We start from the raw sequence: 23,324 nt of genomic DNA, 5'->3' as shown, positions 1-23,324 counted from the left end.
TTCCTCAAATCAGCTCTCAACCTCAAACACCGGCACATCCTATTGAAACAAAGGAGCAAAGTTAATCCCCCGGAGAGAATGTCCCATCCTCATTGTAGTCCGCGATCACCACCTGAGGCCCATCAAAGGCAAACTCGATGAGCACCGGGGCTGGGCCAGAACCAGAGCGATCATAGGGCACCACCTCCCCCACCTGATAAGGGCCCGTATCAAGCCAGAAGGCAAACAGCGGGGCACAGTCCACCTGACTGCCGGAGGGAGGCCTGACGAAACTGGAAAGCACCACCTGCCCATCCTGATGCTGAATGGCATTGCCGCAGTAAACATCGGCGAGCTCCTCATCTGGAACCGCAGGCGTATGCATCCTGAAACTGCGCAGGGTCACACCGGTTTCATTGGTTGAGGGAGATAGGCCCAGCGGCGCCACGCTTAACCACGTGCTATTGATGGAAACAGCATCTTCAGAACTCTGCGTCCCCACCACCCGTTGCATGGCAAATGCCAGTGCATCACTCTCATCATTCCCGGTAGGTGAAGCGAAACGGCGAGCACCAACTGAAGCGCTCTTCTCATGAACAGCACCAGCCAGCACGACTTCCTTGAAAGCGAACTCCAGCTCAGCACCGGACATACTGTAGGGCTCAACCTCACCAGCACAAATACAGCAGGAGTGAACCTCAGGCACTTCACCACCCACAACCACATAGGTCGGCTGCAGCTGGAACAGATAGAAACGGCAGGCCGTTTTGCTTCGGTTTCTGATGATGATCTTGCAGTGCTGAACCATGACATCCTCCTCCCGGCCAGCCGTGCAGCTGCCGCCGGAAGAGTATAGCGGCCAAAAGGAAAGATACCCCTCACGAGGCTGTTCTAAGGATCAGCAAATTACGGCAATTCAGGCCATCAGGAGAAGCCAGCTCTAATCCTGATAGTTCGGCCAAAGCCCTGGCGTGGCCAGCTCCACTACATTGCCAAAAGGATCACGAAAGAACAAGCTCACCCCGCCTTGCGGCCAACGAACTTCACTGCTGATCGGGATCTTTTTGTCTTCCAGATACTCCCGCCACTCAATCAAAGAACTACGGGAAATGGCGAAGGCGAAATGGGAAGGACCATTCGTGCTGTGTCCGGGAACCATACCGAAAGGGCTGTCTACATCATCGCCACACACATCGCGCCGGAAAACCAGAAGCATCTGGTTGGGGCCTGCGTCATAGCCATGCATACGCTCCCCCTCAACGACACGGTTCAGCCCTAAAAGGTCGCCGTAGAACTGATGCGACTCGGCAAAATTATCAACATAAACAGCAGTTTCGACAATTCCATTGATACCCGGTGCATCCATTCTAACCTCCTGATTGGCTAAAACGGCAGACCGAACCACCATGCAGCCAGGAACAAAAATGTAAAGAAGCCAACAACGTCCGTTATGGTGGTCACAAAAACTGAAGAAGCAATGGCAGGATCCACTCCAATTTTCTCTAAGCCCATTGGAACCAGCAATCCAAACAAACCAGCGCAGATAGAGTTAATCAGAACTGCACTGCCAATAACCACCCCAAGTTCTGGGTTGAGGAACCAGCCCCCCGCAATAGCACCAATCAGTACTCCAAGGCCCACACCGTTGATGATGCCCACCAACAGCTCACGCCGTAAAACCCTGAGGATGTTACGCCTGTTCAGCTCCTGAGTGGCAATCGCGCGCACGGTAACGGCCATGGTCTGCGTTCCAGAGTTCCCTCCCATGGACGCCACAATCGGCATCAACACAGCCAGCGCCACCATCTGCTCAATGGTGGCCGAGAAAATAGAGATAACAAACGCAGCAAAAATGGCGGTGAACACATTCACCGAGAGCCAGGAAATGCGAGATCTGGCAATCTCCAGAACGCTGTCAGAGATCTCCTCATCACCCACACCAGCCATCGCCAACATGTCTTCCTCAGCCTCTTCTTGAATGACGTCAACGATGTCATCAACCGTCACAATACCAACCAAGCGCTCGGAGGTGTCGGTCACAGCAACAGAAACGAGGTTATAGCGCTCAAACAAGCGCGCCACATCTTCCTGATCATCAGTCACCAGAACAGAATGGCGGGTCTCCTCCATAATCTTGGAGATCTTCTTGGAGCGTTTGGTGCGCAGCAACCGGTCCAGCGCCACAGCACCCAACAGGCGGAACCCCGGATCAACCACATAAAGCTCATAGAAGCTGTCAGGCAGATCTTTGGAGCTGCGCAGATGGTCAATCACCTGCCCCACTGTCCAGAAGGGTGGCACCGCAATAAAGTCAGTCTGAACAATACGACCGGCAGAATCTTCAGGAAATTCAAGCGCCCGCTTAATCTGAACCTGATCCACATTGGGCAGCTGAGCAAGGATCTTCTCCTGCTCTTCCTGCTCCATGTCCTCAAGCAGATAAACCGCATCATCGGACTCAAGCTCGCCAATGCCCTCAACAACATCCCCATCCGGCAATGCATCCAAAACCTGCGCACGCACAGGCTCTTCGGTTTCGGTCAAAGCGGCGAAGTCAAACTCTTCACCCAGCAGCTGAATAAGAAGAACGCGATCATCCTCGCGCAGCATCTCCAGCAGGTCACCCATATCTGCTTCGTGCAGATTACCCGCCAGCTCGCGCACAACAGCAGCATCGCGCGTATCCAGAGCTTCTTCAACGCGCGTTACAAAGTCCGTATCAAGGTGTCCACTGGCATCTCGAACATGTGGTGGAGGGGGCGCAGCATGAAGCGCACCGGGATTTTCCGATTGGGTCACGAGACCTCCACTGGTTGTTCAGTCAAATGCTTAACGTGAGCATCGTCCTTCAGTATTGCTGAAAATTGAAATGCCTCTGGTACCAAGGTCCCTGTGCACAGGTTTGTGTTTATAGCGACCTTCTCTGACCGTGCAATCCTTTTGCGAAGAATTCACGATTTACATCAAACTGCGTTCTTTTTGGGGTAGGCCCGTGCGCCCTTCAGGAAATCCAGAGGAAACATAGGAACGCACCCAAACCATAAAAAACGCAAATAGACGCATAAAAACGCAAACCAACGCAAATGCCTGAGCCCTCGCCTGATAAAGCGATGCTGTATTTTTATATACTGTGAAAAGACAGAGGCTTAGATAGCAAAAAACCCCGGCTCTTAAAAGAGCTCGGGGCTTTTGGTGCGGCCGAGAAGACTCGAACTTCCACGGGAGTTACCCCACAGCGACCTCAACGCTGCGCGTCTACCAATTCCGCCACGGCCGCAAAACCTTGGCTTGCCGTTGGAGTGTCTGGCTTGTTTGCCTCGCCCCGTCGGCCGGTGAGCGGTGATATAGCCAACCCCTCGAACCTGCGCAAGTACCCTTTTTCAAAAATTCACAGTGCAGAGGAAAAAAATCGAAAAAACCTCTTTTGGACGGGGACTTATCCACTGCACGCGATATTTCAGATGCGATCTTCCATGTTTACGGGCCGCATTTCCACAGCACGCTGCAGAACCTTTGTAATAACAATGCCAACTTTATCGCCAACCACAGTCACCTGCCCCTCGGCCACCGGCGTATTGTTTGCCAAAATCGTCACATCATCCGCTTCATGGGTGTCCAGCTCAATCACCGCACCGCGTCCCATGCGCAACAACTGGTGCACTGGCATTTCAGATTTACCCAGCACCACCGAAATATCGACGGAGATATCATCGAACCTGTTCATCTATGTCCTGCTCCATCAGAGGGAATAAAATGCACCAGTCCCTACTCTGTGAGTTGGTGCCCTGTTATTTTTAGTGTAGACGCTTACATCTCATTAGGGCAAACCAACTAACCGAAATCCGCAGATCATTTTGGGATAACAACATGGCTGATCGTCAAACCCTTAAAACAGACTTCTTACCCTTAGAAGGTTCTCCACCTGTTGAGTGGGTGATTGATGACGAACTCGTGCCATACGATGTTGCACAGAAAGAAATGGAAGAGCGTGTTGCCGCAATCGCCGCTGGCGAAGCCAACGAACGCGTCTGGCTTCTGGAACATCCGCCTCTTTATACAGCTGGCACCAGCGCCGATCCTGTTGACCTGATCGCCAAAGATCGCTTCCCGGTTTATGAAACGGGCCGCGGAGGGCAGTATACTTATCACGGTCCGGGACAACGTGTTGCTTATGTTATGCTCGATTTGAAGCGCCGCCAGCAAGACGTACGCGCGTTCGTAGCAGCCCTTGAACAGTGGCTCATCGACACCCTGTGGCAACACCACGTACGCGGGGAAAGACGGGAAGATCGTGTTGGCGTCTGGGTTCAGCGTCCGGAAAAGGGTAAGGATGTTGAAGACAAGATCGCAGCCATCGGCATCCGCCTGCGCAAGTGGGTAACATTCCACGGCATCTCTTTAAACGTCGACCCTGATCTGGAACACTTCACCGGCATTGTCCCCTGCGGCGTGCAAAAGCATGGTGTCACCAGCTTCGTTGATCTGGGCCTGCCACTGACGATGCCTGAGGTGGATATCATTCTGCGTGAGCAGTTCGAAGAGATCTTCGGCCCTACGCATTCCATAGGTCCATCCGGTCTGGCGCAAAAGCCAGAGGGTGAATAACTAGTACTCGATGCGGAACGAGCCCTTCTCTTCCGGGGCTTCACCCAAAAGCGTGACCGCTTCAACTTCTGCACCAACAGGGCCTTGCTGAACAGCCATCAGCAAGGCGTCTACCTTTTCCGGATCACCGGTAACAACTGCCTCCACTGATCCGTCTTCATTATTCTTGCACCAGCCCGAAACACCCAGCATCCCGGCCTTTTTATAAAGCCAGGCCCGATAGCCAACCCCCTGCACCAATCCCGTGATGGAAAAGTGTGTGGTCTTCATTGCTATCTCCCGGTGCGCTTAAAGCCTTCACAAACAAAGCTTTTTCGTTTCAGACGACGAAACCGGCAACACTGCCCAGCCTCGCCACAGCCTTAGATTGCAAGCCATAAAAAAAACATCAATTCCCATATCTAATAGGTAGACCTTTAGGAGAGACTTTATGAATTTTCTCAAATCCCGCCTGACTGCTCTTTCTTTATCCGCAGCCACGGCACTTCTACCGACGCAAGCCCTCTCACAGACTGATTATATCAGCGATTTCAATGCGATCATCGAGACAGCGGACTACCAGACCGGCATTGCCACATTCAGCAAAAACACCGCACAAAACCCTGAAAGCAATCAGGCCAAACTCGCGTTAGGCGCCCTGCAGTTCCTGAACGCCCTCCAGGGCCTGCAGCAGGATCTTTACAAATACGGTGCAGGCAACACCTCCCCGAACAGAAGCCTGCGCGCATTCCTCCCGATTTTCCGCGTTCAAGTCGCCCCCAATCCAACCCCAGAGCCAGTCACCTATCAAAAAACACGGGAGATGCTGGAACGGTTCGTCGCTCAGCTGAAAGAAGCCAACGACACACTGGCAGGCATCTCCAATCAACCAGTCAAACTGCAAGTTGACCTTCTGAAGATCAATCTGGATGCCGACAACAGCGGCACCGTTGAACCCTACGAAAACCTCGCAGAGATCCTCTCAAGCCTTTCCAGACGCAGCCCATTCACACTTGAGGATGATACAACAACGTTTCCTATCACCTTTGATCTGGCAGACGCAAAGTGGCTGCAAGGCTACTCTAACCTCCTCATGTCAGTAGGCAATTTCCTGCTCGCATTCGATTATGAGAGCACCTACGACATGACGTTCCATAGCGTCTTTGGCCCGGATGCCACCACCTATGGCAAACAGCTGCAGGAAAAAGGAAAAGCAGGTGGTCCACGTGATCTAGGCGCACTCGCAACCCCAATCACTTTCCTGCATTCCATCAACTGGACTGTAGAGAACCCCGATCGCCTCAAAGCGACCCGTCAGAACCTTCTGCAGGTTATGCAACTGAACTATGAAACCTGGGAACTCATTCAGAAGGAAACCGACAACGACCACGAATGGCTCCCCAACGCCAACCAGACCAGCCCGTTTCAGACTCTCCCTGTCACACAGCAAACCATCGACAGTTGGCTGGAAGCGGTGAAAGCCTCAGAAAAAGTGCTGAATGGTGAAGTGTTGATCCCTCACATGGTGTTTGACGGCGGGATCAACATGAAGTCATTCTTTGACACAGCAGAGAGCTTCGACCTTGTTCTCTTTATCACCGGACCAAACGCCGTAAACTACATCGAACAAGGTGAAATCTGGGATGGTGACTTCATGCGCACCTTAAGCCGCCCTTTAAGCAGGAACTTCGGCGCCTTTGCTGTCTGGTTCAACTAGTTCATAAACAAAAGAAAAGCCCGGCAACTTGGCCGGGCTTTTTGATTAATCCTGTTGACGCTCCACATGCACAATGTACAGCGATGCGCCAATGATCAGCGCCGCTCCCAGCCAAAGATTGCCCGGAGGCACCCAGCTGAAGACGATGAAGCCACAAAGAACATTGAGCGGCAGCTTCAGATGGTCAAACGGCTGCAAGTAAGCTGCATCCACCTTCTCATAGGCCATCGCCAGCGAGCCCTGTGCAATCGCACCCAGCAGCCCTGCCAGAATGATCAACCACCACATATTCATGCCTTCAGGTATCGAAAGACCACCTGGAGCCAGAAGCGCCAGAACCAGATTAACCGGTGTTAGCAGCAGAAGCAGATAAAGCGTAACAGACTGAGGGCTCTCGCTTTCTTCCAGCTTTTTCATGCAGAGGATGGAGGAACCCCATAGCAGCGCTGCGATAATCGGCAGGAACGCAACCAGCTGGAACGCTTCATCCCACGGGCTGAGAATGATCATACCGCCCACAAAGCCAACCGCTGTCGCAACCCAGCGCTGCCCACTTGCTTTTTCACGCAAAAAAACAGCAGCGCCAATAGTCACAAAGAACGGGGATGTCATCAAAAGTGCGATGCCCTGCCAGATCGGCACACCATTTGCCAACCCAGCAACCCAGAACTGCACGCCCAGCGCAGCCAGAAAAACGCGGAAGAGGTGCAGAGCAAGCTGCTCAGTATGCAAGCCGTCAACACCAATGCGCCAGATCACCGGCACCATCGCAACAAGCGAAATCAGGTATTGCCAGAAGGTTGCACTGGTGGAGCTCAGCCCCTGCACCATGGTCAGATACTGCATGGCAGAGTTGGTCACAGCAAACGCTGCACCAGCAAACACCATCCAGCTTGCGCCCACAACAGCAGCAGACGCACGAGTTGAACTGCGTGATGTACTCATACACGCACCTCGTAATCACTATTCAAAAACAGATTAAACATAAGAAATCTTTCTGATCCAAAGGACGGCAAACCGCCAAGTTTCATTGAATCAGGACGCGCAAGCAAACAGCGTTCATTAGAACACCCCTCACCTACATTCTCTTCCATCCGGACTATAACCGTCGGTCCCGGAATCTCACCGGATCTGCTGACCCTTCCCTAAGTAAAGAAGGCGCTCGCGGACTTATGCCCCTAAGGACAATCACCACCGGTAGGGAATTTCACCCCGCCCTGAGAATTATCTCCCAACTTGGGGAGACTTGTTTTCTAACAGATTCTCAGGAAATTGCGAGTTGTCTTTCAGTCTAACTGAAAACACATTTGTGAACGGTCTGTCAGCCCACAAATGCACTTTTATAGCTCGCAAAACTCTAGCGCAGATCCCACTGACGCAGCTCTTCTCTGTACGTTTCTGGAAAATCCCAATGCTCAGCTGCTTCCAAAACACCTTCCCACGCTTTGGCATGCGGCTTCCCAGTGCTGGCAGTCCGGCTCAGGTAGATAATTGCTGACTTGTTCTGCCCACCACTGCGCACGGGAAGGAAGACCTTGTCGAGCCCTTTGCGGAAAAGTGCCTCAGCTCCATCAACAACAGTCACATCACCGATACGGCAATCCCATAGAACACCATGCACACGCTTTCCAGGCGCCTTCACCATGGAAGGGACACCTTCTGTGGTGATGATAAAGCGATAACCATCCATGGAAGCTGGCCCCAACGGTTTGGCCTGCGGGCAGCGGCTTGCCATGATCTTCGGATTCATCAGACGGCCATAAGCAAAATAAATCGGCATCAGTTCAACTCATTACAAAAAGGATCAGGCAACAAGGGTGTCGGCTAGGTGAGCGGCCAACTCTTCACGAGAGGAGACGACAGTATCAGCACCGCAATCGGCCATCTCTTCTTCGGAACCATAACCCCAGAGTACACCGATTGACTCCACACCATTTTCCTTCGCAGCAATAACATCATGCTTGCGATCACCAATCATAATGCAATGAGATGCATCCAGACTTTCCTGCTCCAGCAAGTAAGCCAGCAAATCCACTTTGTTGCCGCGGGTCATATCCAGCTCGCAGCCATAGGTCTTTTCAAACAGGTCATCCATCTCAAAATGAGCAATGATCTTTTCAGCGTAAACCCAAGGCTTGGAAGTACACACGAACAACCGATCTCCACGGTCTTTGGCAGCCTGAAGGAGTTCAATTATCCCCTCATAGCGCTCGTTTTCGTAAAGACCGACAGTCGTAAAACGCTCCCGATACAAGCGAATGCACTCGAGGATCAGCTCTTCATCTTCTGTATTCAGAAGCTGGCGGAACGTTTCTGTAAGAGGAGGCCCGATAATAAAGGCGAGGTCTTCAGCTGGAGGAACGTCCCGGCCAAGCTTTTCAAGAGCATACTGAACGCTCGTTACAATGCCAACAAAAGGGTCTGTCAGCGTTCCATCCAGATCAAAAAGCAGAGTGCGCAAAGCCAAATCCTCAATATAGGAATTGGCTTTGCGCCAACTCCTTATTCAAATTCCATGATAACGGCATCAACCGCTAGACTGTCGCCCGGAGCAGCCTTGATAGCGCTTACCACACAATCACGTTCTGCCCGAAGCACATTTTCCATTTTCATGGCTTCAACAATCGCCAGCTGCTCACCAGCTTTCACTTCCTGCCCCTCTTCCACATGAAGCGAAACAACAAGACCCGGCATTGGGCAAAGCAGCAGGTTGGATGTGTCTGGAGCAACCTTCTCAGGCATCAGAGCAGCAAGTTCAGCATTGCGAGGTGTCATCACCTTGGCAACAACTGAATAGCCCTGCCAGTCCAGCTGGTAGCCGTTTTCAACCGGGCGCACCTGAACGCTTACATTGCGCTCACCAACCTGACCTTTCCAGAGCATGTCACCTGGAACCCAGGAAGAAGCAACACGGGCACGTGGACTGCCTTCGACGCAAACATCGATATCAAGCGGCGTAACAGCCATACCCTCAATCAGCTCAGCATCCAGCTTCTCACCATTGATCAGTACACCCCACTCACGACGCACACCGCCATGATGCGGACGTAGTCGGCCCGGCAGATGGTCCAGACGCTCACGCTCAATCAGATGCATGGAAAGCGCTACAGACGCCAACACACTGCGGGCCTCCGCATCTGGTGTCGCTGGCTCAAAGCCATCCGGATATTCATCAGCAATAAAGCTCGTAGCCAGTTGACCAGAACGCCAGCGTGGGTGCTTCATCAGGGATGCAAGGAACGGCACGTTGTGCTGAATACCATCCACCTGAAACTCATCAAGCGCAGTGCTCATACCTTCAATGGCTTCTGCACGGGTCGGCGCATAAGTCACCAGCTTCGCGATCATAGGATCGTAGAACATGGAGATCTCGGAGCCTTCAACAACACCGGTGTCATTACGAACCACATACCCGTCATGCTTACCTTCAACAGGTGGACGGTAACGTGTCAGGCGGCCAATAGACGGCAGGAAGTTGCGGTAAGGATCTTCCGCATAGATGCGGCTCTCAACTGACCAACCATTCAGCTTCACCTCATCCTGCTTGATGGAGAGCTCTTCTCCAGCAGCAACACTGATCATCTGCTCAACAAGGTCAACACCGGTGATCAGTTCTGTCACCGGATGCTCCACCTGCAGACGGGTGTTCATTTCAAGGAAGTAGAAGCTCTTGTCCTGCCCTGCCACAAACTCAACAGTACCAGCACTGTCGTAGTCTACAGCCTTGGCCAGAGCAACGGCCTGCTCACCCATCTTGCGACGAGTTTCCTCATCCAGCAACGGAGACGGCGCTTCTTCGATGACCTTCTGGTTACGGCGCTGAATAGAACATTCACGCTCGCCCAGATAGATCGCATTGCCGTGCTTGTCACCCATCACCTGAATTTCAATGTGGCGCGGGTTCTCGATGAATTTTTCGATAAAGATACGATCATCACCGAAGGAGCTGACAGCTTCTGACTTGGCGCGATCAAAGCCATCCATGGCTTCTTCATCGTTCCAGGCAATACGCATGCCTTTACCACCACCACCGGCGGAGGCCTTGATCATCACCGGATATCCGATTTCAGCAGCAATGCGCTTGGCATCTTCAGGGGTTTCAATCAGGCCCATGTAGCCTGGTACGGTAGAAACATTAGCATCAGCGGCAAAGCGCTTGGAGGTGATCTTGTCTCCCATCACCTCAATTGCTTTTGGGTTCGGCCCGATAAAGACAATACCTTCCTGCTTCAAGCGCTCGCAAAACTCTGCGCGCTCGGAAAGGAAGCCATAGCCCGGATGAACAGCTTCAGCGCCGGTCTGTTTACATGCATCAATAATTTTGTCGATTACGAGGTATGATTTGGCTGCAGCCGGCTCACCAATGTGAACAGCCTCATCAGCCATCTCTACATGAAGCGCATCCCGGTCCGCATCAGAGTAAACAGCAACCGTTTTGATCCCCATCGATCTCGCCGTTTTAATAACACGGCAAGCGATTTCCCCACGGTTTGCGATCAGAATCTTTGAAAACATGCCCATCCCACATACACACCTTCTTTATTTACAGTGCAGGGTTGTAGGCATCTCTACGCACTTCCGCAACCTCACAATAGGGCGAAGAACCATCGCACTTTCGTAGGGGCAATAGATGCTATTAAATCGCAAATTGAACTGCTCTTTCATCTATATGCAGCGCATTTCCCAAGGAAAAGCGTTGTGTTTCCGAGCAAGCTCTGGCAACACAGGTCTCCAACAGTAAAGATCCCCTCAGGAGCCAAACAATGAATGAAAACAAGATATTTCTGGAAGGTCTGTCATTCTTTGCATTCCACGGCCTGCATGATGAAGAAGCCAAGTTGGGTCAACGCTTTATCATCGACCTCACCTGTTGGGCGGACTTTGAAAAAGCAACTGTTTCAGACGATTATGAAGACACCATCTGCTACGGCACACTGGCCAAAACAGTAGAGGATGTTGTAACCAACTCCCGCTTTAACCTACTGGAGCGCCTTGCAGGAGCCATTTGCGATGCAGTGTTCGCCATGGATGTGCGAATCTCCAAAATCACCGTCAAAGTGAACAAACCATCTGCTCCGGTGCCAGTGCATACAGGTGGCTTTGGTGTGGAAGTTACCCGCGCCCGCGCTGCCGCAAACGGTTAAATCAGTCATTTCTTCTTTAGAGCCGGCTAACCACGGCTCACCTTGATACTCGCAGTTTTGGGCTTTTGCCTGCAAAACGGATGGAACGCGGCTTGATTATCAGCCTCTCTTTATCTGCTTTGTAAGGCAAAAGACCCCATGCGAAATGCCTCCGCCACTATTATTGCCGGTAGCCTCATAACCCTGATGTGGGTAGGCTCAGCCAACGCACAGGCCAGACCGGATGCACGCAACCTGACATGTGAACAAGCCAAACAGCTGGTCAACAGCCGAGGTGGCGTTGTCCTTACCACAGGGCCACGCACCTATGAGCGTTTTGTCAGTGACATAAGATACTGCCTTCATAATGAAGTCCTGCGCCGGGAGTGGGCTCCGACCAAAGACAGCAACGCCTGCCAGATCGGTTATCGCTGCTCACCACGCACACGGCAGAACCAGTAAAGAAGGAGGACGCTATGAGAACATCGACCCTACTCGTATTAACGAGCACTCTGGCCCTCATAGTTTCTACCTCTGCGTTTGCCCGCCCTGACACTCGCCAAATGTCCTGCCTGGAAGCTCGCTCAGTTGTTCAGCGTGCTGGCGGCATCGTATTAAGCACTGGTGCCCGAACTTACGATCGGTTTGTAGCAGGCCTACAGTTCTGCCAGCCCTATGAGCGCTTAATGAGCCGATGGGTTCCCACAAAGGATCAGAAACGCTGCTTCATCGGCTATTCATGTGAACCCGGCTACAACAGCGGTGAAGGTCCCTTCGGATCCGACATCTTCGATTAAGAACGGCAAAACATCCACACATGGAAAAAGAGGCGGCTTTTCCGCCCCTCTTCTAATGCTGTCGAATCCATAATCCACATCCTCAAACTTGCCGGAAGCATCACGCACGTCACCAACATGTGGTTGCGACAACTTTTTTGCACCACCCACAAGCAAAAGTGTGAGCTTGATCACAGACACGCAAGTAATCCCCAAGAACACGAAGACACGAATTCGTTACCAACCAAAATTCAAAGTTGCGAAAAGATAATTTTGTGTTTCAGAACACATCTTACTCAAAAAAATCCAGTAAACATACAATCATCAACGAACAACAACACACACCAAGCAAACGATTTAGAGTAAATACTCAGAAATTAGCTTGATAAAGAGAACAATAACTAAAGACAGAAAGATGTAAGAGGGCAAGAAACTGCCTTCCATCAGTCTAAATTCAAAAGACGCGCCGAAATAATAATGAAGATCGGCAAAATCCCATCGGAAAGACTGCTCCTCCCAGTCTCTCCCTCTGAACAATGACCAAAACTGTATAAATTCGAAAGTAAAACAAATGAAAAAGATCGCTCTGACCCTTTCCGTACTCGGCCTCGTTTCTGCTGCTTCCATCGCTCAGGCAGCTCTGGTCAACACTGGTGACCTGACCGCTTCTGAAGCAAAGGCACTCGTTCAGGACAAAGGCGCAATCGTACTTGCAACCGGTCCAGGCCTCTACGACCGCTTTGTTGCCAATAGCTTCTACTGCGCACCACACCAAGAAGCAGAGCATGCGTATGTCGTCACGAAAGACTCTAATCGCGCATTGATTGGTTATACCTGCGTAACTGACGATAAAGAACGCTAAGTTCCATTTGCTCAAAGGCAATAAAGTCACATCCCCCTTGGGAAAGTCTGTTCCTCCCCAGTCTTTCCCTCTCAAAAAAACTGATATTGTAAAAATAGAAAGTAATCCCAATGAAAAAGATCGCTCTGACCCTTTCCGTACTCGGCCTCGTTTCTGCTGCTTCAATGGCTCAAGCAGCCTTAGTAAGTACTAGTGATCTCACAGCCTCTGAAGTAAAGGCTCTGGTTCAAGACAAAGGTGCAATCGTCCTATCAACTGCACCTGGCATTTACGATCGTTATGTCTCGAATGGATTTTACTGTGCACCACATGAAGAAACCCAACAAGCGTATGTGGTGACCAAAGACTCCAACCATTCCCTCATTGGTTACACATGCGTGGTTGACGACAAAAACAGCTAATTTTCTAACTCGCCCCAAAGTTAGAAGCACGCCCATCACAAAGCCCCAGGGAAAGGCTGTGCCTCCGGCCTTTCCCTCCCCAAGTTCCCATAAGAATTAAAAACCGAAAGCTAATACAATGAAAAAGATCGCACTAACCCTTTCCGTACTCGGCCTCGTTTCTGCTGCTTCCGTTGCTCAGGCAATGAATGTTCCCCTCACAAGCACAACTGACCTCACAGGCTCCCAGGTGAAAGCTCTGGTTCAGGATAAAGGCGCAGTCGTTCTGGCAACCGGTCCAGGTCTTTACGATCGCTACGTTGCAAATGGTTCCTTCTGTGGCCCACACGAAGAAACACAGCGCGCCTACGTTGTAACCAAAGATTCCAACCATTCCCTCATCGGTTACACCTGTGTGGTTGAGAACGACGAAAACTAAGACCTAACTCGCCTCAAGTTAGTCCCCCTCTCCCCTATCAACAAAACCCCGACCTTTTCACGAAGGCCGGGGTTTTCATTTTTCAGAAATCACAAGCTCTGTCTTAGAGCGGAATATTGTCGTGCTTACGCCATGGCATCTGCTGGTTCTTGGTCCGCAGCATTGCCAGCGCACGAGAGATCCGCATCCGGGTAGACTGAGGCATGATCACCTCATCAATGTACCCACGCTCTGCAGCCACAAACGGGTTCGCGAACCGGTCTTCATAATCCTTTGTCCGCTCGGCAATCTTCTCAGGATCACCCAGCTCATTGCGATAAAGGATCTCAACCGCACCTTTCGCGCCCATCACTGCAATCTCAGCAGATGGCCAAGCGTAGTTCACATCACCGCGGATGTGCTTGGAGCTCATCACATCATAAGCGCCACCATAGGCCTTACGCGTGATCACAGTGATCTTCGGAACAGTCGCCTCACCATAAGCAAACAGCAGTTTTGCGCCATGCTTGATCAACCCGCCATATTCCTGCGCTGTACCCGGCAGGAAGCCCGGAACATCAACAAAAGTAACCAGCGGAATGTTGAAGCAATCACAGAAGCGCACAAAACGCGCAGCTTTACGGCTTGCATCACTGTCCAGAACGCCAGCAAGCACCATCGGCTGGTTGGCAACGATACCAACGGTACGCCCTTCAACGCGGCCAAAGCCCGTGATGATGTTTCCGGCAAAGCTCTCCTGAATCTCGAAGAAATCCCGCTCATCCACGGTCTTCAGGATCAGCTCACGCATGTCATACGGCTTGTTCGGATTATCCGGAACCAGCGTATTGAGACTTTCATCCAAACGAGACGGATCATCATAAACGGAAAGCTCAGGCAGCGGAGCCTGATTGTTCATCGGCAGGTAATCCACCAGACGGCGGATCTGCAACAGCGCTTCCACATCGTTATCAAATGCACCATCCGCAATGGAGGACTTGGTAGTGTGAATGCTCGCACCGCCCAGCTCCTCAGCCGTCACAGTCTCATTGGTTACGGTTTTCACAACATCCGGACCAGTCACGAACATGTAGGATGTATCGCGCACCATGAAGATGAAGTCTGTCATCGCCGGGGAATACACATCACCACCAGCACATGGGCCCATGATCACGGAGATCTGCGGAATAACACCGGACGCCTGAATATTGCGCCAGAACACTTCGCCGTATCCACCAAGTGCCGCAACACCTTCCTGAATACGAGCTCCACCTGCATCGAAAATACCAATGATCGGCGCGCGGTTCTGCAGCGCCATATCCTGGATCTTCATGATTTTCTCTGCGTGGGTCTCAGAAAGCGATCCACCGAATACGGTGAAGTCTTTTGAGAAGAGGTAAACCGTACGGCCATTGACCGTACCCCAACCAGCAACAACACCGTCACCCGGGAAGTGCGTCTCCTCCATACCAAACTCGGTACAGCGGTGCTGCTTGAACATATCGAATTCTTCGAAGGAACCTTCATCTAGCAGAATTTCAATGCGCTCTCGTGCGGTGAGTTTTCCGCGTTTATGCTGCGCATCAATTCGGCGCTGTCCCCCACCAAGCCGCGCTTCATCACGTCTTTTTTCTAATTCAGCTAGAACTTCCTTCATAAGATATCTCAGCTCCCAATCTAACTGAGTTATCTCCTAACACGCCCCTAAGCAAAAAAACTAGTAAGCCGTTGGATTGAGAAGCTTCTTACGATGCAACCGCAAACCACCTCAACCCAACACGCCATAACCCTTGGGAAACCAAGCATTCTTTGCCGATAAATCAGCAAATCTCACTCGGCCTCATCCGCACTGCCCGCATTGAGCAATCCATATTTTTCTTCGCCTATTTGCTCAAGAAGCTCCAACTGAGTCTCAAGAAAATCGCAGTGTCCTTCTTCATCAGCCAGCAAACTATCAAAAAGTGCCATGGTCACGAAGTCCCCTTGCTGCTCACAGAACACACGGGATTCGCTGTAATACTCAATCGCCTCACGCTCTCCAGCCAGATCAGCCTCCAGCACTTCTTTCACAGATGTGCCGATACGCAGCGGAGCGATGGTCTGCAGGTTTGGATGACCTTCCAAAAACACAATGCGCTCAACCAAACGGTCAGCATGCTGCATTTCTTCAATCGACTCGGCCCGCTCTTTCTTGCCAAGCTTTGTGTAGCCCCAATCTTCAAGAAGCCGGAAATGCACCCAGTATTGATTGACAGCCCCGAGCTCCATGGAAAGGGCTTTGTTCAAACGTTCAATGACACCGTCTTTTGCTTTCATGAGATCTCAGTGCGAGCACTGCTCCTTTGGGAATGCAGATGAAAATGCAACTCGTTCAGAACCGTCCCCCAAACGAGTATTGACCCCATAAACATAGTTCAGCCCAGCACACCGCCAACCCAAATCCCCGATCGTTCCTAATGAAGCCTAAAGCATGCCGCATTCATTTAAATTCACGCGCCAAGCTTTAAACTTTGGCTTTACGCGTATTCCAATTGGAAACTGGAGGCACTTTTCGGCAATACACTCTAAAGCACCTATAGCACCGCGCTGGTAACAGGCGGTGTTGGAGAATTAGAGTTCCCGCTAAAACGGGTGGAGCAAGGCGAACAGGCTCTGCCTGCGCTACTTGTTAAAAATGTTTCTTCGGCATTGGCTGTTCGCCTCGCCCGGGCCTTTTATCATGAACACGCGGGCTCCCTCTCGGACAGACGCGACTGACAGGTTCCCCTGTCATTGACAATTTCTTGTCACCACCGGACGCCCTCCGGAACGACCCCAAGCTCCCTACTACCACTGTGGTCTCAATAGGGTATGGCGCTTCACCGGACCTCCCGACACGATACGTTACCTCATGCCAGTAGCCCAACCCCGCCCACGCCACGGAATGGACGGTCCACTCCTGCCCGAATGCGTGGGCACGAGAACAAGCTTAAGGAGGTTTTCGGCAAGGGGGATAAGTTTTTTTTGCGCACTCTAGCTGGAAGCAAACAACTTTAACCCAACAAAAAAGAGCCACCCAATGGGCAGCTCTTTCAAATCAAAACAATCAGTTAGCGTGATTATTCACTCGCATCAGCCGAGTTGGCATTCAGCGCACCATAGTGCTGCTCACCAATCTTCTCCAGAAGCTCAAGCTGTGTTTCAAGGAAGTCGATATGTCCTTCCTCATCTGCCAGCAGATCATCAAAAAGCTTCATGGAAACATAGTCGCCTTCGGCATCACAGATCTCGCGGCTCTTCTTGTAAGATTCACGCGCCTCATGTTCACCAGCCAGATCAGCTTCCAGAACTTCTTTCAGGTTTGTGCCGATCTTAAGCGCACCCACAGTCTGCATGTTTGGGTGGCCGCCAAGGAAGAGGATGCGTTCAATCAGCTTGTCCGCATGTTCCATCTCTTCAACGGATTCCTCACGCTCTTTCTGCGCCAATTTGCCAAAGCCCCAGTCATCCAGCAGGCGATAATGCAGCCAGTACTGGTTGACGGCACCAAGCTCAAGCTTCAGCGCCTCGTTAAGCCGCTCAATAACTTTCTCATTATGTTTCATCGGCGGAGTTCCTCAATTTTTGTGATTATGACCGTGTTTGGCGATGTGTCGTTTTAAACACTATTCTTATGCCGGATGGCTGCAGCACACAGTTGAACAGATTCGACAGTAACACGGCAATTAAAATCCCATTACCCACATACTACAAACTATTGATTTCTTTCTACGATATACAGAAGCCGCCCAACAAAAAAAGCGCAGCCACTGACTGCGCTTTTAAACTTCAGATCTCAGTCAGAAACCACTTAGCTTTCCTCTGGCGCTCCCACCAGAATAAGAGCAGCAGCATTGAACTCATCGTTCTTGAACCGACGAATGCGGGCAGCTTCCTCATCCTGTCCCCACTGCTCGATGTTCCAATCTTCATCAACGTGAGCAGCTGACCAGACAGTATCTGCATCAAACGCTTTTTCGGCCAGAGCCAATGCCAGAAGAGCAGAGCCGCAAATGGATGTCACTGTATGGATCGCAGCCAGCTGCAGCGCATCATACTTGTCCAGCTCAGCACGATAAGCTGCCGTTACAGCTTCATCCTGCGCAACATGCATGATCCCTTCAACCAACTTGAAGCGACCGCCAAGCAACTTCTCTGCCCAATTCAGAACAGGATCCCACTGCGCAGTCTGACGACCAACAAGTTCAGCAGGAGAGTCAGCACGGTAGCAGAGATGATCATTCCCGGCATAACGGGTGATCTCATCTGCAACCTCGGCAAATTTCTCTTCGACGGCATCAATCGCGGAATGGGCAATACGTGTGAGCGGCATTGTGCCCGGATCAATCTCTTCTTCCTGCAGCTCCCATTCAGCAGCCACACCTTCCGCAATCACTTCATCTTTGAACACCAGAGCATTACGGCCAGGTGTTTTAATGGAGCGCCCATCCAGCAGAACAGCATAGACGTCGTCTTTCAGTTCAACGCTGACACGCTCATAAAACCGCTTTGGCAGGTTTCGTTTCGTGTGTTCACGTGCAGCCTGAACAGCATCAACAGGCCCTTTTGCAATGTCATCTGCAATCTGCTCAAAAATGTCACGCATTATGCGATTTCCTTATTCCACTTGAAGTGCTCGCTCAGCACTGGAATGAGTTCCTTAAAGTGATCGATGACATAGGTGGCACCAGCGCTCTTCACATCGTCAGCACTATGATAACCCCATGTGACCCCAACAGATTTAACGCCTGCATTGCGGGCCATCTGCATATCGAAGGTCGTATCACCAATCATAATCGTGTTTTCAAGATCGACGCCGGTTTCGCTCATCGCCTGAAAAATCATGCCCGGGTTCGGCTTGGACGGCGCAACATCCGCGGTCTGCATTGTGGTGAAGACACCTTCCAGCTCATGCAAACTGATCAGATGCTTCATTCCGCGGGAATGCTTGCCAGTCGCGATACCAAGAAGCACATCTTCCCGGTCTGCCAATTCCCTCAAAGCCTCAATTGCGCCTTCATAGAGCGGATCATAATCCCGCCCCTTAGAGCGCATTTCCCAAACAACCTGCTGGTATCCTTTGACCATTCTGTCGATCAGCTCAGGATCTTTCCGGCCCAACAGCTTTTCAAAGGCGACATGCAGCGTCAGACCAACCGTTTCAAGAATCTCATCACGTGATGGCAGCGGCAGATCGACAGAGCGATATGCTGCGGTAAAACCAATCATGATATTGTCCTGGCTATCCGCGAGCGTGCCGTCGCAGTCGAACACAATGAGATACATGAAGATCAGCCCGTTATTTTGCTATTGCTTATTCTGGTTCATTCACTTCAGGATCATAGTCCTTCACATCCATACCAAGCAAGTTCCAGGTCTGCTGCATATGCGGCGGCAGAGGCGCAGAAACATCAATCACGCCATTGCCTGACGGATGCGGAATAACAATCCGGCGTGCCAGCAAGTGCAGCTTGTTCTGAATGCCGCCCGGCAGCTCCCAGTTCTGAATGTTGAAGTATTTTGGATCACCAATGATCGGATGGCCAATATGAGCAGAATGCGCACGCAGCTGGTGCGTACGACCTGTCACCGGCTTCAGCGTCACCCATGAAAGCTTCTGGCCGGACTGCTCAACCACGTTGTACAGGCTGACTGCATGCTGCGCTTCATCATCACCATGACGGGCAACGCGCATACGCTCTTCACCCTCATCACGTGCCAGATAAGTCGAGATACGGCCCTGACGAGGCTTCGGCACACCAGCAACCATCGCCCAATAAATCTTGCGTGTGTTGCGATGACGGAACGCTTTCGTCAGCTCCTGCGCCGCACGGCGTGTCTTCGCGACCAGCAGAATACCAGAGGTTTCACGGTCCAGACGGTGCACAAGACGCGGCTTATCACCTTTCTGGTTGGTGAAGGCGTCCAGCATGCCATCCACGTGACGCTTAAGACCGGAGCCACCCTGCACGGCAAGGCCAGCAGGCTTGTTCAGCACCATGACGTGAGAGTCTTCAAAGAGCATCATCTGCTCAATGGCTTCGCGATCACTGTCAACCAGCTTACGGGCACGCGGCTTTGCGTTCTTGCGGTCATCCGCAGCAAGCTCAACACCAAGCGGTGGAATGCGGATTTCCTGACCAGCTTCCAAACGAGTGGAAGCTTCAGCACGTTTGCCATCAACACGAACCTGTTTTGTCCGCAGCAGTTTCTGCAAACGGCCAAAGCCAAGTTCAGGGAAATTTTCTTTGAACCAACGGTCCAGACGGATGCCTGCGTCGTCTTCATCAACGCGGCGCATCTCAATCTTGACGGGGCTGCCACCCTTGTTCTGAGGCGCTGCTTTTTTCTGGGAGCCACTCATGAGTGAAGGTCCTGACCTTTATCGCGGCGGCAGCACGAAGGGTGCGCCAGCCGTTCCTATTAAATCTGTTGGCGCTCATTTGGCAGGTGCCGCCCAAACATGCAAGCCTTTCACGCTGATTCAGCGCGTCAAAAACGAAAAACCATCAAGTTTCTATGAGTTTTTGCTGCCAACTTGCAAAATCAGGCGAGAACCTGCCGCGTGATGTAAAGACCAGCAAACAAGGCTGAGACAGACAGGATCACCGAAACCAGTACGTACGCAACAGTCGCGATTGGCTCGCCCCGCTCCCACAACACCGCCACATCCAGCGAGAACGTTGAGAAAGTGGTGAAGCCACCAAGGAAGCCTGTGGCAATCAGATAACGCAGTTCAGAAGAAGCATTCAGACGCTGAGCAAGAACCTCAACGAAGATCCCCATCAGCAAAGAACCAAGAATATTTACGGTGACAGTGCCCCAAGGAAAAGAAGGCCCGAGAAGACGTAGGCCGGCCATTGAAACCAGATGCCGACAAACCGCTCCTGCCCCGCCGCCAAGTGCAATCAGGATGAGATTTTTCATGCCTCTTCCCTATCGGATTTTGGTGAGTGTGTCTTGTACAAAGTGCTGTGTAGCTAACATCCCTTAGAGAAGACCTCGTCAACCTTATCACGGCACGCTTGCACCAGCTCCGCATGATCCTCCAGATGCCCCTCTTCTTCTTCGAGGATATCAAGGAAAATCGCCCGCAGGTTCATATCATCCCCCGGCGCAATGGGACGGGCTGAACCGTGGCACTGCTGATAAACATCTCGCAGCAACCGCACCAGACGCTCAGCTGCATTCAGTCGGCCCCACAGATAATCATGCTCGCGCCATCCGCGATTGAAGAACGCACCAAACATCTGCAGCTGCGCCCCTTTCAGATCAACACCTCCCGGGCTCAACAGCTGCGCATCCTTAGGGCTGATCCGCCCCACTTCAATCTTCCGCAGCTCAAACGCATCAAGCGCCTGCTGAACCGGAAACATGCTGGTGTCGAAGAATGGGAACCCGATGTACCCTTCCAAGATTCCTTGCGCAGCTTTCAGATCCCCCAGCTTGCCAACGCCTTCAAACACAATGGAATCTGTCAGTTTGTCCAGATCAGAAAGCCCCATACGCAGGCTGAGCACACCAAGCACCTTGCGCACAGTCTCCAACTGCGGAGACGGCTCTTTGAGAAGTGTAGCCAGATGAATGGTCTCAGTGCCATAAAACTCCTCTGACCACCGGTTCCGTAGGTTGGCAATCTGCCCATATAGCTCACGTTTGAACACATCCAGATGACGGGCAAACTCAACAGAACCAGCAATCTCTTCATGATGATAGAACTTGTTGATCTGCTCGATCAGGAAGCGAAGCTGGCGAATACGATAGTCAACATCGAGGCTCTTCAGCTCATTCAGGATCTTGGCCTGATCCCTCTGCGCCTCCCCATCTTCTTCCTTAGAAAACGTCAGCGCATTCACAACAACCTCTTCCACGCTCTCCCAGGACCACTGAACGACCTCCGCCCCTTTCTCAACACAGCCTTCCTGCTGCACTCCAGAAAGGTTGGAGATCAAAGAAACAACCCGGTGTGCAAGGTGTCCCAGCCGCAGCTGCAAATATCCGGCATTGGCAAAACCAGACTGCTCCATCGCACTCAGCTCAGCCCCTTGCCGCACAACAGAAAAGTCACCTTCTGTTTCAGGCAAACTGCCATGCTTTTCAAGCAGCCTCTGCACTTCCCGGCGCACCATAGGCAGAGCAGCGTCAGCCACTTCCTGAATGCGCCGCACCTTCATGTTGATCTGCTCAATCTCCTGCAGTTCATCACCAATCGGCTCATTGCGCGGTATGTGAGCAAGAGATGCAAAGATGCTTTTGAAGAACCCCGGAGGTTCAGGATCAGTAGGCACATCACGATGAGAGAACGGCAACGGATCCAGATAAAGCAGTCGCCGCACCACCTCACGCGCTGCCGGTCGCTGTGCGATGGATTCAATAAGCGGCTCGAAAGGCTTGTTCATCACCAGAGAACCATCGATAAAGATCCGCTCCCCTTCCGCATCACAATTGGCATGAAGCACATTCGTCATGAACGCCTCACGCCCACTCCATTCCAGCCCCTGACGCTCCAGCACTCCATCCATCTCCGCCGCACTCATGGGCGGGAAAGCACCGGGAAAGCTGGAGGTCGCCCGTGCAGCAAACACCAGATCAGGAATGAATTCCGCACTCATCTGGCTGTGCAACCCGCTGGACACACGATGGATGGCATTGAAGTTCACGATCCGACGGTGATCCAGCTCCTCAATATACTCAGGATCATGCAGCGCAATCCGGCGCAGCACACCATGAAAGTCCGTCAGTGTGACAAACAGCTCCAACCGCTGACCATAAGGGATCAGAGTCTCACCGCGATCATACTCATCCATGGCACGGCAGGCATCCACCAGCCAACCGGAGTACCGCTCCCCTGAAAACGGAGGTGTAAACCAGCGGGAGCTGATGAAATCCCGCAGCTTAGTGCGTGTCTCTTTGTTGTGCGGAACATCCGTGCCGAGAAACACCAGCAGCTTATCCAGAATAGGCGCCAGCACACGTTTGGCATGCTTGCTCACCCCGGAGGTTTCATTGGCCAGCTTGTCAACATCAGCGAGCGACAGCCACAAATCACTGTGGTGCTTGAGCGGAAGATCATGCGCCAGTGCCCGTGCCAGCATGATCGCATTGACACCACCAGCAGAAGCGCCCGAGATGGCATCAATCACAACTCGCAGATCCAGCTGCGGACCAAAACTCTCCAGAAGATCGAAGTAGGATTTCGCGGAGCCTTCCAGCTCAACGTCGCTCTCAACACCGCGCTCACGGTCACGGCGGAACTGATGCAAAGCATGAGAGGCGCGTTGCAGGTTGAGCAGCTCACGAGTAACGCCGTGCATGTAAATGGCAAGCGAAACCCCGCCATACAGCACCAGTCCAAGTCTCAGTTCCAGCTGCCTCATTCCACACACCAGATTCTCTTTCATGTCAGTGTGCGAAGAAGGATGCCCGATTGCAAACGGGAAACCCAAACAAAGTTACGTGTAGTTTAT

Annotated in this window: 25 protein-coding genes, 1 tRNA gene and 1 riboswitch; of the genes, 8 read left to right on the top strand and 18 right to left on the bottom strand. The window is 51.9% G+C overall.

Features of this window, described 5'->3' with window-relative positions:
- Positions 1-61: 61 nt before the first annotated feature.
- The 5 genes from AC3CB2_RS22375 to AC3CB2_RS22355 all read right to left on the bottom strand — a co-directional run bounded on the left by AC3CB2_RS22375 (position 62) and on the right by AC3CB2_RS22355 (position 3,703).
- On the bottom strand, positions 62-787 hold the full coding sequence (locus tag AC3CB2_RS22375; protein ID WP_352936513.1) for a hypothetical protein: 726 nt from the start codon (positions 785-787) through the stop codon (positions 62-64).
- A 132-nt stretch (positions 788-919) separates the two neighbouring features.
- The gene (locus tag AC3CB2_RS22370) at positions 920-1,345 is read right to left on the bottom strand and encodes a VOC family protein (RefSeq protein ID WP_352936511.1); all 426 of its coding nucleotides are present in this window, start codon (positions 1,343-1,345) and stop codon (positions 920-922) included.
- A 17-nt stretch (positions 1,346-1,362) separates the two neighbouring features.
- Positions 1,363-2,778, bottom strand: a complete 1,416-nt coding sequence (gene mgtE / locus AC3CB2_RS22365; protein WP_352936509.1) for a magnesium transporter — start codon at positions 2,776-2,778, stop codon at positions 1,363-1,365.
- Positions 2,779-3,169: 391 nt separating this feature from the next.
- Positions 3,170-3,256 (bottom strand) — tRNA-Leu (locus tag AC3CB2_RS22360).
- 180 nt (positions 3,257-3,436) lie between these two features.
- The gene (locus AC3CB2_RS22355) at positions 3,437-3,703 is read right to left on the bottom strand and encodes a FliM/FliN family flagellar motor switch protein (RefSeq protein ID WP_008547981.1); all 267 of its coding nucleotides are present in this window, start codon (positions 3,701-3,703) and stop codon (positions 3,437-3,439) included.
- 143 nt (positions 3,704-3,846) lie between these two features.
- Between AC3CB2_RS22355 and lipB the strand changes: the two genes are divergently transcribed.
- Positions 3,847-4,584, top strand: a complete 738-nt coding sequence (lipB, locus tag AC3CB2_RS22350) for a lipoyl(octanoyl) transferase LipB (protein WP_352936507.1) — start codon at positions 3,847-3,849, stop codon at positions 4,582-4,584.
- On the opposite strand, the gene AC3CB2_RS22345 is transcribed toward lipB, so the two are convergent.
- Positions 4,585-4,854 (bottom strand): acylphosphatase, encoded by a 270-nt coding sequence (locus tag AC3CB2_RS22345; protein ID WP_014286274.1) that lies wholly within the window; start codon positions 4,852-4,854, stop codon positions 4,585-4,587. It abuts the gene before it with no gap.
- Positions 4,855-5,014: 160 nt separating this feature from the next.
- Between AC3CB2_RS22345 and AC3CB2_RS22340 the strand changes: the two genes are divergently transcribed.
- Positions 5,015-6,280 carry a hypothetical protein gene (locus AC3CB2_RS22340; RefSeq protein ID WP_352936505.1) on the top strand — a complete coding sequence of 422 codons (1,266 nt, stop codon included), beginning with the start codon at positions 5,015-5,017 and terminating at the stop codon, positions 6,278-6,280.
- A gap of 45 nt (positions 6,281-6,325) precedes the next feature.
- Here AC3CB2_RS22340 and AC3CB2_RS22335 read toward each other — a convergent pair whose 3' ends face one another.
- The 4 genes from AC3CB2_RS22335 to AC3CB2_RS22320 all read right to left on the bottom strand — a co-directional run bounded on the left by AC3CB2_RS22335 (position 6,326) and on the right by AC3CB2_RS22320 (position 10,795).
- Positions 6,326-7,225: a DMT family transporter gene (locus AC3CB2_RS22335; RefSeq protein ID WP_352936503.1), complete on the bottom strand. Its 900-nt coding sequence runs from the start codon at positions 7,223-7,225 to the stop codon at positions 6,326-6,328.
- A 133-nt stretch (positions 7,226-7,358) separates the two neighbouring features.
- A riboswitch (FMN riboswitch) is annotated at positions 7,359-7,509 on the bottom strand.
- Between the two features lie 128 nt (positions 7,510-7,637).
- Positions 7,638-8,060: a gamma-glutamylcyclotransferase family protein gene (locus AC3CB2_RS22330; protein ID WP_352936501.1), complete on the bottom strand. Its 423-nt coding sequence runs from the start codon at positions 8,058-8,060 to the stop codon at positions 7,638-7,640.
- 24 nt (positions 8,061-8,084) lie between these two features.
- Entirely contained in the window at positions 8,085-8,741 is a 657-nt protein-coding gene (locus AC3CB2_RS22325; RefSeq protein WP_352936499.1) for an HAD hydrolase-like protein, read from the bottom strand.
- A 41-nt stretch (positions 8,742-8,782) separates the two neighbouring features.
- Positions 8,783-10,795: an acetyl-CoA carboxylase biotin carboxylase subunit gene (locus AC3CB2_RS22320; protein WP_352936497.1), complete on the bottom strand. Its 2,013-nt coding sequence runs from the start codon at positions 10,793-10,795 to the stop codon at positions 8,783-8,785.
- A gap of 248 nt (positions 10,796-11,043) precedes the next feature.
- Here AC3CB2_RS22320 and folB point away from each other — a divergent pair, with 248 nt between their 5' ends.
- The 6 genes from folB (at position 11,044) to AC3CB2_RS22290 (ending at position 13,860) form a co-directional block, all read left to right on the top strand.
- Positions 11,044-11,424, top strand: a complete 381-nt coding sequence (gene folB, locus AC3CB2_RS22315) for a dihydroneopterin aldolase (RefSeq protein ID WP_352936495.1) — start codon at positions 11,044-11,046, stop codon at positions 11,422-11,424.
- 138 nt (positions 11,425-11,562) lie between these two features.
- A complete protein-coding gene (locus AC3CB2_RS22310) occupies positions 11,563-11,865 on the top strand; it encodes a hypothetical protein (RefSeq protein ID WP_008547936.1) in 303 nt (100 codons plus the stop codon).
- A gap of 14 nt (positions 11,866-11,879) precedes the next feature.
- Positions 11,880-12,200, top strand: coding sequence for a hypothetical protein (locus tag AC3CB2_RS22305; protein ID WP_157039073.1), 321 nt, complete (start codon positions 11,880-11,882; stop codon positions 12,198-12,200).
- 550 nt (positions 12,201-12,750) lie between these two features.
- On the top strand, positions 12,751-13,041 hold the full coding sequence (locus AC3CB2_RS22300; protein ID WP_352936492.1) for a hypothetical protein: 291 nt from the start codon (positions 12,751-12,753) through the stop codon (positions 13,039-13,041).
- Positions 13,042-13,151: 110 nt separating this feature from the next.
- Complete coding sequence (locus AC3CB2_RS22295) at positions 13,152-13,442, top strand: hypothetical protein (protein ID WP_352936490.1); 291 nt, start codon at positions 13,152-13,154, stop codon at positions 13,440-13,442.
- Between the two features lie 118 nt (positions 13,443-13,560).
- Complete coding sequence (locus AC3CB2_RS22290) at positions 13,561-13,860, top strand: hypothetical protein (RefSeq protein ID WP_014286284.1); 300 nt, start codon at positions 13,561-13,563, stop codon at positions 13,858-13,860.
- A gap of 103 nt (positions 13,861-13,963) precedes the next feature.
- On the opposite strand, the gene AC3CB2_RS22285 is transcribed toward AC3CB2_RS22290, so the two are convergent.
- From AC3CB2_RS22285 to AC3CB2_RS22250, 8 genes are all read right to left on the bottom strand, one after another.
- Complete coding sequence (locus AC3CB2_RS22285) at positions 13,964-15,496, bottom strand: acyl-CoA carboxylase subunit beta (RefSeq protein ID WP_352936488.1); 1,533 nt, start codon at positions 15,494-15,496, stop codon at positions 13,964-13,966.
- A gap of 173 nt (positions 15,497-15,669) precedes the next feature.
- Positions 15,670-16,155 (bottom strand): bacterioferritin, encoded by a 486-nt coding sequence (gene bfr, locus AC3CB2_RS22280; RefSeq protein WP_008547984.1) that lies wholly within the window; start codon positions 16,153-16,155, stop codon positions 15,670-15,672.
- A 782-nt stretch (positions 16,156-16,937) separates the two neighbouring features.
- Positions 16,938-17,423 carry a bacterioferritin gene (gene bfr / locus AC3CB2_RS22275; protein WP_008548065.1) on the bottom strand — a complete coding sequence of 162 codons (486 nt, stop codon included), beginning with the start codon at positions 17,421-17,423 and terminating at the stop codon, positions 16,938-16,940.
- A 245-nt stretch (positions 17,424-17,668) separates the two neighbouring features.
- A complete protein-coding gene (locus AC3CB2_RS22270; protein ID WP_352936486.1) occupies positions 17,669-18,463 on the bottom strand; it encodes an ATP12 family chaperone protein in 795 nt (264 codons plus the stop codon).
- A complete protein-coding gene (locus tag AC3CB2_RS22265; protein WP_352936484.1) occupies positions 18,463-19,143 on the bottom strand; it encodes an HAD-IA family hydrolase in 681 nt (226 codons plus the stop codon). The genes AC3CB2_RS22270 and AC3CB2_RS22265 overlap by 1 nt, the downstream gene beginning before the upstream one ends.
- 28 nt (positions 19,144-19,171) lie before the next feature.
- Positions 19,172-20,221, bottom strand: a complete 1,050-nt coding sequence (locus tag AC3CB2_RS22260; protein ID WP_014286288.1) for an RluA family pseudouridine synthase — start codon at positions 20,219-20,221, stop codon at positions 19,172-19,174.
- A 182-nt stretch (positions 20,222-20,403) separates the two neighbouring features.
- Complete coding sequence (gene crcB / locus AC3CB2_RS22255; protein ID WP_008547979.1) at positions 20,404-20,784, bottom strand: fluoride efflux transporter CrcB; 381 nt, start codon at positions 20,782-20,784, stop codon at positions 20,404-20,406.
- A 53-nt stretch (positions 20,785-20,837) separates the two neighbouring features.
- Positions 20,838-23,234 carry a patatin-like protein gene (locus tag AC3CB2_RS22250; RefSeq protein ID WP_352936481.1) on the bottom strand — a complete coding sequence of 799 codons (2,397 nt, stop codon included), beginning with the start codon at positions 23,232-23,234 and terminating at the stop codon, positions 20,838-20,840.
- Positions 23,235-23,324 lie beyond the last annotated feature (90 nt).

It is taken from the genome of Pseudovibrio sp. SCP20, from assembly GCF_057774105.1.
Note: the sequence above shows the minus strand (reverse complement) of the source record. Positions and strands in the feature narration are given on the sequence as shown.